The following is a 15,197-nucleotide window of genomic DNA, read 5'->3' as shown; positions in this document are numbered from 1 at the left end:
TGTTCTTGCCGTTCTCCAGCAGCGACAACGCCTCGGCCGCGTCGGCGAGCGGCAGGCTTGTGATGCGACGGTTCCACCGCGGTGGGCCCGCCTCGTCCGCGGCCGTGCCGGTGGCCGCCTGCGGGCGACCACCGGCACTGGCCCGTCAGAGCGACTTGTAGGACAGCAGGAAGCCCTCCGGCCAGCTGTGGAACGAGTCGACATAGAAGCGCGGCTCGCCGCTGCAGTCGGCAGTGGTGTAGCCGCCGACACCGCGGGGGAACGCGTTGTTCCAGTCGATCGCCCAGGTCGCACGAGCCGGAATCGGGCGGCACACGTCGTCCGGGGCCGGCTGCCGGCCGACCACCTCGAGCGGGTTGGAGGAGTAGAACACCAGGCCCTGATCGGGGTTCGGGACCGGCCCGCCGGCCAGCGCGGGTGACCCCGGCAGCGCGACGGCCATGGTGGTGGCCAGCGCGGCGGCGAGACCGGCAGCGATTCGCTTGGTGGTGGTCCGCATCATCGTCCTTTCGAGGCGTCGAATGATCCGTATCGATGCCAGCGTCACTCAAATAGGTTGAACTGTCAACTAAGAGTTTGACCCGTCAATCAAGGCGGCGACACACCGTTATATCTTCGCAGCCGATATATTGACCGGATGGAAACACCGTTACGCGAACCAACCTTCTTGATCCTCACGGCGCTGGTCGCGGAGCCGCTGCACGGCTACGGACTGATCACCGAGGTGGCCCGGCTGTCCGACGGCCGCGTATCCCTGCGTCCCGGCACGCTCTACGGTGCCCTCGACCGGTTGCTCGACGCGGGCTTGGTGACCGTCGAGCGGGAGGAAGTGGTGGACAGCCGGCTGCGCCGCTACTACCGGCTCACCGAGCACGGCGGCGACCTGCTCGCCAACGAGACGGAACGGATGCGCCGCAACGTTGAGGCGGCGACCGCCCGATTGACCGCCCGTACCCGTCGGGGCACACCCCGCCTCAATGGAGGGATCGCATGAGCGACCTGGAACGCCGCTACCAGCGATTGATCCGGATCTGGTATCCGGCTGCCTACCGCGACCTGCGCGGAAGCGAAATCGCGGGTACGTATCTTGCGCTGTCCTCGCCGGACCAGCGGTGGCCGTCGACCGCCGACGTGATCGACCTGGCCGGCGGTGGGATACGCCAGCGCCTGCGCGCGTTCGGCGCTACCGGAATCGGAGCGGGTTCGCAGCTCGCCGCGACGCTGGCGTTGGTGACTGCAACGGCTCTCGCCGGCGCCTGGACCATGCTCGAGCTCAATCCGTGGACGACGCCGTGGTTCGGCTTCGACCAGCACGGCTCGTACGTCTCCCTGGGTCTTGGCGTGTGGGCGGCATGGCTGCTCGCCGGGGTGGTGCACGTGGCAGCACCCGGCCGGTGGACACGCCTGACGATCGGTCTCGCCCTCTTCCTCACCGTCGCCGTCGTGCCGCTTGCTGCCGCCGTCGATCGGTTCCGGCCGCCGCTGTTCGTCCTCCTCGCCCAGGCCTGCCTCGGACTCGTTGCGCTCGGCGTTCCCGGGCGGCTGACCCTCTGGCTGCGACTCCTCCCGCTCGCCGGCGCAGCCGCGGCGCTGCCCGCAGCGGCAATGGCGGCCCATGACGGCGGCGACGCCTTCCACGGGCACTACGGCTGGCCCGCCGAGCAGATTCTCCCCGACGCCGGGATAGCGCTCCTCCTGGTGGCGTTGCTCGTCGGCGCGGGGCGGGCGGTGCGCAGCGACTTCCGTGGTGCTTGGGCATTGCTGGTGCTGCTAGGCCCGATCGGCATGCTGTGGCTGCATCCGCTCGCGGAAGAACTCGCCGTCGGCCTGTACGGTGGCGGACCGAACGCGGACTGGACCACCCTGGCCATCGCGGCAGTCATCGTGTCGACGGCTGCCGCGGCAATGATCGTGTCAACCACGTCGATCGCTCGGCGACGGACCGCCTTCCCCCGTGTTCATGCCGCCGCCGAACGTTGCGCGGCGGGCGACTCGCTCCCCAGCAACAGAGCGAAGCGTTAGCAGTCCGGCCGGCGGCGGCATCCGCACGGGTCCTCCCTGTGGGGGGCCCGGGGAGCCGGCCGGCCCCCGCAAGAACTCGACGTGCCGGACGCACCTCCGGTCGGGACCTGCGACCCTGGCATCGGTGCAGAACCAGGCGGAATATGACGGTAACGCCCACCGGCGCAGAGGTGAGACACCTCGGTGGCGGCCCGGAGCGTGCGGCCCGCCGTCCGGCGAGCCACCGCCCCGATGAGGAGCACCGCCATCGGGCAGCCGGCAAGCCCGCCGGTGGGTGATGGCCGCGCCTGGGGGTGAACGGATGGATCGGCAACCGGCCGCGACAGCCGACGTGGAGGTGATCACCTCCGGGCGGATTCCCATCGGCATGGTGGACTATGCCCGTACGAAGGTTCTTCATGCGTGCCGCCACACCCGCGAGCCGATCGCGCACGTACGCGTGAAGTTGTCCGTCTCGGCCGACCCGGGCGTGCCGCGCCCGGCGCGGGCACAGGCCAACCTGGACGTCGACGGGCGCCTCCTGCGTGGCGACGTCGCCGCGCCCACGCTGCGCGAAGCCATCGACCTGCTGCACGACCGGCTCGAGCACCGGCTGACTCGCATGGCGCTGCATTGGGAGGCGCGCCGCGGCGGCACACCGGCGCCCGGCCCGCACGAGTGGCGGCACACCACCGACGGCCCGCACCGGCCGCACTACTTCCCCCGGCCCGCCGAGGAACGCCGGATCATCCGGCACAAGGCGTACGAACTCGCCCGCGCGACACCGGACGAGGCGATTTTCGACATGGAGCAACTCGACTACGACGTGCACCTGTTCACGGACGAGCGCACCGGCCGGGACGCCATCGTCTACCGTGCCGGACCCACCGGCTACCGCCTCACCCGCCTGCGCCCGCTCGAGCAGCCGGAGACCGGCGTCACCGCGCCCCTCACCATCAGCAACCAGCCCGCCCCCCGGCTCACCCCCGCCGAGGCGATAGAGCGGCTGAACCTCACCGGGCAGCCGTTCCTGTTCTACGCCGACGCCGCCGACGGCCGCGGCCGGCTGCTCTACCACCGCTACGACGGCCACTACGGCCTCATCACGCCCGCCGGCTGAGCACCGTCGAGGCACGACTCGGACGGCTGGAGGCTCAGCCGGCGCCACTGCATGAGGCGACCGGCATCCTCACCCACGGCCTGCGGCAGCTGCCGACGGAGGAGCCGGACGCCATGCGCGCCGGTCAGGCCGCACGCCGCGCCTACGAGATGTTGATGAGCGAGCAGTATGGATCCGATGAAGCCACTTGTGCAGCATCCAGCCCGCGTACCGCCGGACTACCCGCGTGAGTACGAGCGCGACTTACAGCTCTCGGACGGGCGCCGGGCATTCATTCGTCCTATCGTTCCCGAGGACAGCGCCCACCTCGCGCAGGCGATCCGGACCGCCGATCCCGACACCCTGTACCGCCGTTTCCTCGGTTCGCCACCGCGCATCACGCCGGCACTGCTGGCGCGCCTCTGCACAGTGGACTACCAGAAGCGGTTCGCCCTGGTCGCCGGCGACCCGCGAACCGGAGACGGCATCGCCATCACCCGGTATGAGCAGAGCGCCGACGGTGTCGCGGAGATCGCCGTCGCGGTGGACCCGGCATGGCGGCGGGCCGGGCTGGCCACCGCGCTGGTGGAGTTGCTGGCCGAAGCCGCTCTCGACCGCGGGATCCAGACCTTCAGCGCCCTTTACCTGGCGGAGAACCGGCCGGTGACGGCCCTGCTGGAGCTGGTGGGCAGCGCCAGCAGGGAAACCATCAGGCAGGGGTTCGCCGAGGCCGCGGTTGCTCTGGACCGCGACGATGTGGCGGCCGCCGTGCAACAACTCGGCGATCTCGGCCAGAACCGGTGAATCAGACGCCACCCCGCGACGACGCCACGGTGAGGCAGCCGTCCGGGCCGAGGCCGATCGACACGTCGAAGTGGCGGCTCGCCCGCTGCAGTGTGCTCTGCAGCCACCGGGTGTCGGCAGTGGAGGCCCGTCGTAGCCGCATCCGGTGGGCCTGCAACGGCGTCATCCGCAGCTGCACGAGCCGGCCGCTGCCCGCATCCACCAGCGCGACATAGAGCAGACGGAGATCGTTGCGGAACTCATCGTGACCGGCGATGCCCTCATAGTCGTCGATCAGGTCGCCGCAGCCGTAGAGCACCAGCCGGCCCCGATAGATCTCGATGGGCCTCGGGTGGTGGCTCGAATGCCCGTGCACGACGTCGACGCCGCCGTCGACCAGGGCGTGGGCGAGGGCGATCTGATCCGCTGCTATCTCGTAACCCCAGTTCGAACCCCAGTGGATCGAGGCGACAACGACATCGCCCGGCCGCTTCACCCGGCCGACCTCGTCAAGGGTCTCGGTGAGCGGCGGGTCCAGGTTGACGCCCGGCCGCGCCGCGGAGGCGGCCCAGCCCGCGGGGATGCCACTCGACGCGGTCCCGATGGACAGAACCACCACGCGGCGCCCGCCACCGAGCGGGACGATCGCCGGGCGGCGCGCCGCGGCGAGGTCGGACCCCGCCCCGGCGGTCGGCAACCCGGCCTCCGCCAGGACTTCCAGCGTCTGCGCCAGACCTGCCCGGCCGAAATCCAGGACATGGTTGTTCGCCAGTACGCAGACGTCCGGCCGCGCCACCGTCAGGCAGCCGATGTTGGCTGGGTGCATCCGGTAGTGCACGCCCTTGCCCGGTGCGAAGTCGTCGCTGGTGGTGATGCTGGTCTCGAGATTGATAATCCGCACCTCGGGCGCGGCTCGATCGAGCAACGCCAACGCGTCCCCCCACGGCCACGACACATCCACCGGCCGCCGGATCCGGCCGTTGACCGCCTCCGCGAGCCCGACGTAGGTACGGGCGTCACGCACCAGCGACTCGCGCAGCGCCGGAGCACCGGGACACGGCAGAATCTGATCGATGCCGCGTCCGAGCATGACGTCCCCGCAGAGGAACAGGGACGTCGAACCGCCGTACGCGGCTGCACATGCCACAGGGAGACGGTCACCGTCACGACGCTTCGCCGGAAGGGCCGAAAGCCCTGGGTCTCATCTCACCCACTCGGGGTGACGGGCATGCGGCGTCGACGAGCGCTCGGGCCGCCGCCTTCGCGGCGGCGGGGATGGCTGGGTCCGCGTCGAGCACGCCGCCTGCCAAGCCGCCGTCGAGCAGGGTCGTGAGCTGGCGTCCGAGCAGCTGGGCGTCGGCCGCACCGGCGCGCCGGGCGAGATCGGTCACCCAGGCGCGGACGACCGCCTTGTGTTCGACGGTACGGCGATGCACGGCGCTGCCGGGTTCGGATTCGGCGGCGGTGTTGATGAACGCGCAGCCGTGGTAGCCCTCGCGCCGGCAGGCCGAGCCGAGCGCGTCGAACATGCCGACCAGTTGCTCCCGAGGATCGTCCCCGGCGGCGCGGGCAGCCGCGCGCAGGCTCCCGAACCAGGTGTGGTCCACCTCGTCCAGGTAGGCGAGGACGAGGTCGTCCTTGCGCGGGAAGTACTTGTAGAGCGTCGTCTTGGCGACCCCGGACTCGGCGACGACGGTGTCGATGCCGGCGCCGCGAGGGCCGCGTTCGTAGAACAGCCGGAAGGCCGTTTCCAGAATCTTGTCGCGCGCGGTGGGCCGGCGATCGGACGGGCTCATGACGGTCCTCCTCTGCTTCCGGTCAAGGATACAGACCTGTAGGCACCTCAGCCGAGGTGACCGTCACATGTTCGCCGCTGTGCAGCTGTTGCTGGGTGTACGGACCTGTACGTACCCTCGGTGCAGATGCCCGATCTCCGGGCGCAACCGAGACACCCGCCAAGGAGCACCATCGTGAAGATCGCAGTGCTGGGAACCGGCATGGTCGGACAGGCTCTGGCCGCAAGACTCGCCGAACTGGGCCACGACGTCACCGTCGGCACCCGCGACGTCGAGGTCACGCTGGCCAAGAAAGACCCCGACACCATGGGCAACCCGCCGTACGCCACCTGGGCGCACGCCCATCCGCAGGTCCACCTGGCGACCTACGCGGAGGCCGCCGCCGACGCCCAACTGCTCGTCAACGCCACCTCCGGCAATGTGTCCCTCGCCGCGTTGCAGGCGGCCGGCACGGAGAACCTGGCCGGCAAGATCCTGATCGACATCGCGAACCCGCTCGACTTCTCCGCCGGATTCCCGCCGAGCCTGTTCGTCAAGGACACCGACTCGCTCGGCGAGCAGATCCAGGCCGCGTTCCCGCGGCTGAAAGTCGTCAAGGCGCTCAACACGCTGACCGCCGCGCTCATGGTCAACCCGCGCAACCTGGCCGACGGCGACCACACCGTCTTCGTGTCCGGCAACGACGCCGACGCGAAGAAGACCGTCATCGGCCTGCTGGAGTCGTTCGGCCACACCGACGTCATCGACCTCGGTGACATCACCACGGCGCGGGGAAGCGAGATGCTGCTACCTATCTGGCTGCGTCTCATGGGGGTGCTGAACACCCCGACCTTCAACATCAAGGTCGTGCGCTGACGGCGCGGGCGAGACCGCCCGGCGTCGCTGATCGGGACGCGCCTGAGGCCCGGCGGGGTGACCCGCCGGGCCGCGGCCGGCGCTCCCGCGGCGCGACTTCCGCCACTGGCCCGCAACCAGCACGATCCCCAAAGGTGCGGGAGCAGAGAGCCGAATGGCAAAACGTCCGGAGTGGTCCCAGCCGCCGAGGTGAAAGAGGACCACCCCGACGACGTCCACTACGGATCCGCCGGCCTCCCGCCGGGCTTCGAAGCCCTGCGCTGGTTCCACCTTCCACCGAGCTGCGTGACCCCGGTGCGACCTGTCGCCCCGGCGCAGAGACGCTCGACGGTGACCGTGGTTCCATCAACCCACGGCGCGGCACGCCGACTGGCTGGAGGACATCAACTTCCTGGCGTACGGGCTCGCGCGCAGCGGCCGCCACGCCGACGCCGCACCGGTCTTCTCGGCGATCGGCAAGTACCTCACCGTCGTGCCGTGGAGTTAGTGGGGAGGGATCCGCGGGGACGTGGCGTTCGTCCAGGCCCGCCATCGCGCCCGCCGAACCGCCTGATCAACCTTGAGCCTTTCCTCGTCCATGAGCTCCGATCCTGCGGGACACCTCCACCGTCTGGGAACGCGTGAGCGATAATGGCTCCATGATCAGCGAGTTGACCTTGTTCGCCGACTACCACCAGATCCATCTGTTCGATGAAGGGTCGAGCACGGATCTCGGGGATGCCTGGACCGGAGGCGCGGTGGATGATCAGCTTGCGGCAGCTGACGATGCCATGGCAGTGGGGACGGCGGCGAACATGGACGTCTCGGTCACCGTCGACGTCAGGGATCAACCACCAGCCGACGACGTCACCGGCTTCGACCATGTCGTCGAGGGCAGCTTGCGGGCGAGCTCCGGCCGCGTGGTCGTCATGGGATGCACCGATTTCGAGCCCGATGCAGCCCGCTTCTCCGTAGCACCGGGCTGGGTGCGCATAAGGGTGGCCAAGTCCAACTTGGCAGCGGCCTACGACGCCGACAACGAATCCGACGACGACCCCGCGACCATGGAGCGACTCACGATACAGATATGGCCGGCGGCGCACGCGCCTGTGGCCGTACTGAAGCGATGGACGCGGCAGGGATCCTGACGGGCGGCGGAATCCAGCGGCATCGCGCGCCACGACCAACGATTCCTCCACGCCAGACATAGCGCCCCCCTGCGCACACGCCCCGACACGGACTACTCGAGCTGGATGCGGATCTGTGCACCGTCCGGAAGATCCTTGATACGTGTATAAACCTCGGCCCGGAATTCGGCGAGCTCGACGTCGGGCTTGGCGCGCAGCGCCTCGGTGTTGTATTCGCCACCCAGCACGAAGGGCAGCGCAGGGGCTAGCCGGTAGCCCGGCGCGAGGGCGCCGTGCCGGACTTGCCACTCATGGGCGAGCTGATATCCGGTGAGCATGTCGGAATCGTCAAGGATAGCGCCCGCCCATTCTTCCGCGGTGCCGCCCACGAATTCAAGTTCCGCCGTTTCCGGGTCGAACGAATGGAATCCCGAATCACTCACCGCGAATGGGAATCCGAAAACATCCTCCGCGAAGAAAAGAAGGTTATCGGGTAGGTCAGGATAAGCGTTTCGCCACGTCAGCTCATGGTTCCACCATGCGACGTTTCCCGCTCCGCTGCCGGACTGCCGAACCAGCAGCGCTGACTCGAAAGCGTAGAACCCGTTCTTGGCCTGCAACAGCGGCAGTAGCGAGGCATGAAGCCGACGGTCGGCCCGAAGGTCCCCGCCGAGCGGCGGGGAACCTATGCCCACGAGGCGACGTATTGCATCCACAGTCATCAGTCAACCACCGTTATCTTCACGCGGGTTCCGTCGGGATAGCCTCGGAGCAGGTTACCGATGCGTGCGCCCGCTCCGCCGTTGTCGCCAGGATCGATCGCTCGCACGCTTGCACCTTTCCCGCCCTCCTCGAACATCGCCGGCGGATACTCGTCGAGCTGCTTACCGGCAACCTTGGGGTGGCCTCGCAGAGACTCTCTGCGGTTCGCCTTGGCTCCCGGCCGGTTGATCGTAACGATGTCCGGGTGACCCGCGGCCTGGGCATCCTCAATATGCTGCGCCGACTGCGGGTGAGTCGCCCTGCTGATCGGCACCTCACAGGCGTGTGCCGCATTATTGTGTACCAGTACCGGCGAATCGCCGACGAACACGTAGTACGTGGGGACGGCGTCGACAGTGAGGTCGTGCATGACCCTGGCGCCTGGGTATGTCGTGGTTGCCTTGACCTGGATCGTCGATCCGTCGGTCGTCAGCAGCTTCTCGTCCAGCCGCAGATCCGCAGCCTCGATCCAGTCATGCCGATCGACGCTCCAGAAGGGGTGGTTGGCCGTCGCCTGGAGCGACACCCGCTCATCGCCCTTGCCCACGGCCACGTCGGTGAAGACACCGTCCAGGTTGATGTGGGTGGCCACGACCTTTTGCGGTTTGCTCTTGCCGGACACCGGGTCGGTGGCGAGGACTTTCTCTCCCGGCTTCAGCTTCTGGATCGGCTTCTTGCTGCCGTCGGCCATCAGCACCAGCGTGCCGGGGGCGAAACTGTGGCACCCCTTCGCTATTTTGAAGAAGTCCTTCACGCCGTCGATCAGGTCACCGAGCAGACCCTTGCTGCGCGACACCAGGTTGGCGAGCCGTTTCCACTTCCAGGGTGCGCCGTAGCGGGCGGCCAGTTTGCCGATGGCGCCGCCCACCACGGATGACAAAACGTTGACCGCGGTGTTGATGCACCCGCCCATGTCGCCCTTGGTGAAGCAGTCCAGGGCGTCCGTGATGCCCAGCTCGTCGGCGAGAATCTTGCCGAGGGCCTTCGCCGCGTTGAGGATCTTCGCCTTGGCTCGCGCGATGCGGGCCTGCCGCTCCTTCTCCGCCGCCGCCGCGGCCGCTGCCGCCCGGGCCTGCGGCGAGGCCTTCGGGTTGTTGAACTCGTTGACGCCCGGCACGGTCGGGTCGTACGCGCCCGAGGCGCCGCCGCGGCCGTCGTTGTGGCCGGCCACCTCGTGGTACTTGCCGGTCGAGTCGACGTAGTCCGCCCCCGGGCCGCAGACGTCGTCCGAGCAGAACTTCAGGCCGTCGGGGTCCGAGAAGGAGATCGGGTTGTTGTTGGCGTACGCGTACCCGTTCATCTGCTGCGGGTCGTTGACGTCGATGACCGGGTCGATGGAGATGAACCGGCCGGTGACGGTGTCGTACTCGCGGGCGCCGATGTTGACCAGCCCGGTGGTGGAGTCCTGGTTGCCCCCGACGAAGCCCTTCTCCGTCGGCCAGGCTCCCTGCACCGGTTGCGGACCGCGGGCCTCACCGTACGGGGTGGTGCGCCGGTGTGTGATCGTTCCGGCGGCGTCAACGGTGGCGGTGCCCGTGCCGTGGTGGTCGTTGACGACGTAGTGCAGGCCGTCCTTCTTGCGAACCAGGGAGGAGCCGCCGGGAAGCCCGTAGTAGCGCGTCGCCTCCGTGGCCCGGGTCTTGTGGTCCAGCCGGATCTCCATGCCCGGCAGGTAGAGCGTCGTCTGGTCCGGTTCCTTGCGCAGCATGCGGGAGCCGTCGACGTCGTACAGGAAGGTGGTCTTCTTGCCGGCCGCGTCGGTGACCGACTCGAGGTTGCCCTCGGCGTCCCAGGCCAGCGTCTGCCCCTCGCCCGCCTTGCCGCGGCTGATGGTGTTGCCGGCGGCGTCGTAGTCGTACTCGTGGAGCTGCTCGCCCGACGACGTCTTCTCCGTCATCGTGTCCAGCGTGTGCGGCTGGGCAGCGCCGGGGGCGGGGTAGCTGTAGCTGCGCTCGATCAGGGAGGTGCCGTCGGTCGCGTACTGCTTCTCGGTCTTGCGGTTGCCGACCGCGTCGAAGGTGTACTCGTGGTGGTACGGGGCCACGCCGCCCACGCCGGTGGCCGACGGGCCGCCCGCGCACGGGTTGTCCGCGGTGCTCGCCGACGTCCACGCCTTCTCCATGCGGCGCAGATAGTCGTACGTGAAGCACTGCACGTCGCGGGTCCCCGACGGGTTGTCTGCGATGCGCAGGATGTTGCCGGAGTCGTCGTAGGTGTACCGAGCGTCCACGTCGACGACCGGCGCCATCTCCCGGTCGAGGCGCTGGCGGGCGAGGCGCTTGGAGCCCTCCTCGTACTCGTACGTCGACCAGACCTTCTTGCCGCCGACCAGGGTCTCGGTCTGGCGCACCTCGCCGGTGCTGTCGTAGTCCACGTCGGTCAGGTACGCCTGGTCGCCCGTGGTGCCGATCAGCCGCTCGAGCGGGTCGTACTTGTAGACGACCGTCTCGTAGCCGAGGCCGCCGCCCTCGGACATGTCGAGCGACTGGACCGTGCCGTCGGGGTTGTACTCGGCGCCGAAGGTGTAGGTCCCCGCGAGCTCGGCGCCGGCGTGGTCCGGCACCTGGTAGGTGGTGAGGTGCGGCCGGTAGAACTCGTCGTAGACCGTGGAGTACGTGGCGTACTCGGCGCCGTCGATCCAGCGCGATGCCGAGGTGACGTAGCCCAGCATCTCCTGGTCGTAGGTCCAGCTGCTCAGCAGCTCGCCGGTCAGGGCCGCGCCCTTGTAGACGCCGGTCCGGCGGCCGATCTCGTCATAGGTCGTGCTGATGGTGGTGTGCAGGCTGGTGGTGGTGCTGGTGAGCCGATCCAGGTTGTCGTAGGTCATCGTCGACGTGCCGGAGTCCGGGTCGATCGACTTGATCTTGCGGCCGAGCTGGTCGTACTCGTTCTTCCAGATGTTGCCGGCCGGATCCTTGACCGTGTAGAGCTGCCCGTTGGGGGTGTAGGTGTACTCGGTCTTGTCGTAGGCGCCGGACGGGCCTGCGCCCTTGTACTGCAGCAGCTGGGTGACCTGGCCGAGCGCGTTGGTGATGGTCGTGGTGGGCGTGCCGCCGGTGGGTGGGTCGACGGAGATCCGGTCGCCGCCGTACGTGGTGGTGGTGCGCCACTTCTCGGTGCCGGCGACCGCGAAGATCTCGGCCTTGACCCGGTCGGCACCGTCGTAGACGTAGAGCTTCTGGCCGTCGACGTCGCCGTTGACCGCGGGGTAGATCTCGTCGCCGGGTGCACCCTCCACGGTGTAGGTGGCGTACGTCTTGGCCATCTTGCCGGTGGCCGTGTAGAAGGTGTCGGCGATGTTGCGGTTGCCGTCGGGGCCCTCGGACTGGATCTGCCGCGGCCGCAGGTGCCCGTCGTACAGCGTGTACTGCACGCTGTACGAGCCGTCGTTCTGCCGCCGCTCCGTCTTGGTCGCGACCGGCTTTTCGGTGCGCATCAGGTAGGCGTACTTGATGCTCGGATCCACCCGCGGCAGGCCCGACCGGTCGGGCAACCACACCTTGGTGAGCCGGCCCAGCGCGTCGTACTCGAGCTCGCTCAGAAGATTGTTCGGGTCGACCTGGCTGACCGGGCTGCCCCAGGCGGGTGCGTACTTGGTGGTGGTGACGAACCCGAGCGGGTTGGTCTCCTTGACCTGGGTGGTGAGCCCGTTGGTCTCGGTGTAGACGTTCGTGGTGACATGGCCTTCCGCGTCCATCGCGGTCAGCGGCCGGCCGTACGCGTCGAAGGTGCCCTCGGACGCCCGGATGTACGTCGCCGTGGTGCCGTCGTGGCTCGCCAGCCGCTCCGATCGGGTCGGGTTGCCCAGCGTGGGCGCCACCCCGAAGGCCTTGCCGTCGAAGAGCGTGCGCTCGTCGGAGATGACCTGCGTCTTGCGGTCGGGGGTGACCGAGCACTTCACCGACACCGACTCGACCCGCGACACGAGACCGTAGAGGTAGAGGCCGGGGTTGTCGGCGTACGTGGTGCGGGTGCAGGACTCGTCGCCGCTGACGTCGACGTCGCCCTCGCTCTCGCTGCGGATGACGCGGCCGAAGGTGGTCTCGTACGCCGAGGTCTGCGCGGTCTCCCGCCATCCGCCGGAGGCGAGGGCGACCAGGCTGCGGGAGCGGGCCGTGTTGACGAACCAGGCCTTCTTGGTGCCCCAGCTGTGCGTCTCGGTCGCGGTGTTGTGCCGCCACGGCGTGGCGATCTTCTTGCTGACGATCTCGGAACCGGCGTAGACGATGCTCTCCAGCTCGTGGCCGGCCACCTCGTCGAGGTCGGTGTGGGTGCCGCCGGTCGAGTCCGTGACGGTCACCGTCCGGGTGCCGCCGTCGGGATCCTTGTCGCCGTGCATGCCGCGCAGGTAGCGGTACTCGGTCTTGGTGGTCTGGGTCTGGCCGTCGCCGGCCGTGACGACGACCTTGCCGTATCCCCGCCAGTCGCTCCAGGTGTCGTCCTTCGGGTCGCCGATGCCGTCCGGCTCGGCGTGCCGCCACGCTGCCCCGTCGAGGTATTGATACTTGGTGACCATGTCCGGTGCGCCGCCCGTACGGTCGGTCTCGACGACCAGCTCGACGACGTACTTGTGGAACCAGTCGGTGATCGGGTCGCCGGAGCCGAGCGGCGCCCACTTGACCGGGTAGCAGCGCCGGGTGCTGCGGCCGGGGGTGGGCAGGTTGCCCTGGTTGCAGTCTGGCTCGGCGTAGTTCACGTCGATCTGGCCGCCGGTGTCGGTGTACACGGTGGCGAGGCGGAAGCGGACCAGCGGGGCGATGAAGTCGCCGTCACGATCGATGCGGTTAGGCAGTTGCAGGCCGCCGAGCGTCACCGCGGGCTGCTGGATGCTGCCGCCGACGAGGCCGCGGTGGGTGATCTTGTGGAGCCAGAGGGTACGCGAGCCGTCACCGTTGTCGGTGAACAGGTGCTCCAGCTTCCACTCGTCCACAGGCGTCCAGGCGCCGGCGCCGCGGATCTCGGTGATGACGGCGTTCAGCCGCGCGCGGGTCCAGAACGTCGGCATGATCTGGTCGGCCTTGCACTTGACGTTCGCGGCGCAGTTGCGGTCGAACGGCACATCCGGCCAACGGGACGCGGTCGCGGACGTCAGATCCTCGGGATCGCAGTCCGCGCTGTCGGCCGGCAGGCACCGCTCCTTGACGTCGAAGCGGACCCGGGCCGGGGCGTTGGTGGTGTAGACCGCGTTGTGCCGCTGTCCGTAGTCGATGCGCTTGAGCCAGCCGCCGCGTACGTACGGGACGCCGTTGACGTCGGTCTTCTTGCCGCGGGCGTAGTAGTTGATCTCCTGGTGGTAGTAGTAGGAACTGACGTTGCCGTAGCGGTCCTTGACGTAGTCGAGGTTCCAGCGCCAGCCCTGGTCGCAGTAGGCGGACGTGAACGTGGCGTTGTAGCAGGGCTCCCCGGAGTCATCACCGTAGATCGGCACGGTCCAGGCCGACTTGGTCTCCTCCTTGTTGGAGCTCCAGCCGGGCAGGCGGTTGAGCCCGAAGTAGTACTCGGTGCCGTTCGGCGTGGTGACCTTCCAGTACTCGCCGTCGTTGTCGCCGTTGGCCTTGGTGGTGTCGGTCACCCGCTCCACCTTCGACCCGTCGTCGTCGGCGAGCTTCCAGGTGCTGCCGGACTTGACCAGCTCGGTGGACTTGCCGTTGAGCATGACGGTGGCGTTGTCGTACGCCCAGCACTGGTCGGCGTACTGGTCGTGCCCGTCGTCCGAGCAGGCCTTGTACCGGCGCTCGATGTACCCGGGCTCGTAGCCGAAGCCCTCGCCGATCCAGGAGCCCTGGTTGTTGGTGGTGGCGGTGCGGCCGTCCACGGACTGCGACGAGTAGCCGAGGGTGATGCCCGGCGCTCCCCCACCCGGCACCGGCGGTGTGCGCAGCGGGTACGACCAGGAGAAGCCGCCGGTGGACGGGGCCACCGACCACTTCGACGAGGGCGAGAGCTGCGTCGCGCCGTAGCTGCCCTGCGACGAGGAGTCCCCCGCCGCCAGGGCGAACAGGCTCCCGGTCTCGGCCGGCGCCGAGATGGTCCGGGCGGCGGTGTCGTTCGTGCCGGGAACCGGCGTACCGGCGCACTCCGGCTTCGCCGGGGTGGTCAGGGCGCACTCAGGCAGCTTGACCAGCCGCAGGCGGGCGCCGAAGTCGCCGCCGTACGCGTTGGCGATGCCGCTGTAGCCGACCCCGAGCCGGACGGTGCCGCGGACGGTCGCGCCGTCGGCGCGGCTCAGGCGCAGCACTGGACCGTCGACCTTCGCCTGCTCGCTGGCGCGGCGCTCGAGGACCTGCACCTTCACCTTGCCGGGCGTGCCTGCCGCGGAGCCACGGGCGCCCGAGGCCGCCGCCGCGGACGAGACGGCGGAGACCGTCACGGGAAGGCCGCCGGCCTTCGCGGAGGCACCCTTCGCGGCGGACCGGGCGGCACCGGTCTTCCCGGACGGGACCGTGAGCTCGACTGTGCCGGCCGCCGGCCAGGTCACCGGCGCGGAGGAGACCGCGGCGGCCACGGCCGGATCGGGCTTGCGCGACTTGACCGGCAGCGGCTTGCGCTGCGGCAGCGGCTTGCCCGAGCTGGTGCCGGGCCGAGGCTTCCCGGCGGCCTGGGTCGGGGCGACGACCGTGGCCTGCAGGAAGCCGGCGCCGAGGACACCGGCCATCACCCACGACAGCGGCCTGACGACCCGGCGTTCGTACGCGCCGGCTCGGGTGAAGAAGCGGGAGAACATGGCCCCTCCGGGGTCGGGAGTTCGGGGCGGGGCCGCCGCACGCGTCGGCGGCCCCGTACAGGTCCGGCGGA

11 protein-coding genes are annotated in these 15,197 nt (G+C 69.1%); 6 read left to right on the top strand and 5 right to left on the bottom strand.

Annotated features, from left to right (window positions below; all coding sequences use genetic code 11):
- Positions 1-145: 145 nt before the first annotated feature.
- Positions 146-499, bottom strand: a complete 354-nt coding sequence (locus AB0K03_RS35030; RefSeq protein WP_364694302.1) for a hypothetical protein — start codon at positions 497-499, stop codon at positions 146-148.
- A 138-nt stretch (positions 500-637) separates the two neighbouring features.
- Here AB0K03_RS35030 and AB0K03_RS35025 point away from each other — a divergent pair, with 138 nt between their 5' ends.
- From AB0K03_RS35025 to AB0K03_RS35010, 4 genes are all read left to right on the top strand, one after another.
- On the top strand, positions 638-994 hold the full coding sequence (locus AB0K03_RS35025) for a helix-turn-helix transcriptional regulator (RefSeq protein ID WP_364694299.1): 357 nt from the start codon (positions 638-640) through the stop codon (positions 992-994).
- Positions 991-2,022, top strand: a complete 1,032-nt coding sequence (locus tag AB0K03_RS35020; protein ID WP_364694296.1) for a hypothetical protein — start codon at positions 991-993, stop codon at positions 2,020-2,022. Before AB0K03_RS35025 ends, AB0K03_RS35020 begins: the two co-directional genes overlap by 4 nt.
- A 301-nt stretch (positions 2,023-2,323) precedes the next feature.
- Positions 2,324-3,121 carry an HPF/RaiA family ribosome-associated protein gene (locus AB0K03_RS35015; protein ID WP_364694293.1) on the top strand — a complete coding sequence of 266 codons (798 nt, stop codon included), beginning with the start codon at positions 2,324-2,326 and terminating at the stop codon, positions 3,119-3,121.
- 168 nt (positions 3,122-3,289) lie between these two features.
- The gene (locus AB0K03_RS35010; RefSeq protein WP_364694290.1) at positions 3,290-3,904 is read left to right on the top strand and encodes a GNAT family N-acetyltransferase; all 615 of its coding nucleotides are present in this window, start codon (positions 3,290-3,292) and stop codon (positions 3,902-3,904) included.
- A 1-nt stretch (position 3,905) separates the two neighbouring features.
- Here AB0K03_RS35010 and AB0K03_RS35005 read toward each other — a convergent pair whose 3' ends face one another.
- Both AB0K03_RS35005 and AB0K03_RS35000 read right to left on the bottom strand, forming a co-directional pair.
- On the bottom strand, positions 3,906-5,030 hold the full coding sequence (locus AB0K03_RS35005; RefSeq protein ID WP_364694287.1) for a CapA family protein: 1,125 nt from the start codon (positions 5,028-5,030) through the stop codon (positions 3,906-3,908).
- Between the two features lie 16 nt (positions 5,031-5,046).
- Complete coding sequence (locus AB0K03_RS35000) at positions 5,047-5,679, bottom strand: TetR/AcrR family transcriptional regulator (RefSeq protein WP_364694284.1); 633 nt, start codon at positions 5,677-5,679, stop codon at positions 5,047-5,049.
- A gap of 174 nt (positions 5,680-5,853) precedes the next feature.
- Here AB0K03_RS35000 and AB0K03_RS34995 point away from each other — a divergent pair, with 174 nt between their 5' ends.
- Together AB0K03_RS34995 and AB0K03_RS34990 are read left to right on the top strand one after the other, a co-directional pair.
- Positions 5,854-6,534: an NAD(P)-binding domain-containing protein gene (locus tag AB0K03_RS34995; protein WP_364694281.1), complete on the top strand. Its 681-nt coding sequence runs from the start codon at positions 5,854-5,856 to the stop codon at positions 6,532-6,534.
- Between the two features lie 638 nt (positions 6,535-7,172).
- Positions 7,173-7,661 (top strand): hypothetical protein, encoded by a 489-nt coding sequence (locus tag AB0K03_RS34990; protein WP_364694278.1) that lies wholly within the window; start codon positions 7,173-7,175, stop codon positions 7,659-7,661.
- 92 nt (positions 7,662-7,753) lie between these two features.
- On the opposite strand, the gene AB0K03_RS34985 is transcribed toward AB0K03_RS34990, so the two are convergent.
- Both AB0K03_RS34985 and AB0K03_RS34980 read right to left on the bottom strand, forming a co-directional pair.
- Positions 7,754-8,362, bottom strand: coding sequence for a hypothetical protein (locus AB0K03_RS34985; protein WP_364694275.1), 609 nt, complete (start codon positions 8,360-8,362; stop codon positions 7,754-7,756).
- Positions 8,362-15,126, bottom strand: coding sequence for an RHS repeat-associated core domain-containing protein (locus tag AB0K03_RS34980; protein WP_364694272.1), 6,765 nt, complete (start codon positions 15,124-15,126; stop codon positions 8,362-8,364). Before AB0K03_RS34980 ends, AB0K03_RS34985 begins: the two co-directional genes overlap by 1 nt.
- Positions 15,127-15,197 lie beyond the last annotated feature (71 nt).

Origin of the sequence: Actinoplanes sp. NPDC049316, assembly GCF_040677315.1 — a bacterium.
Taxonomy (GTDB): domain Bacteria; phylum Actinomycetota; class Actinomycetes; order Mycobacteriales; family Micromonosporaceae; genus Actinoplanes.
This window is presented reverse-complemented; position numbering and strand designations above follow the sequence as displayed.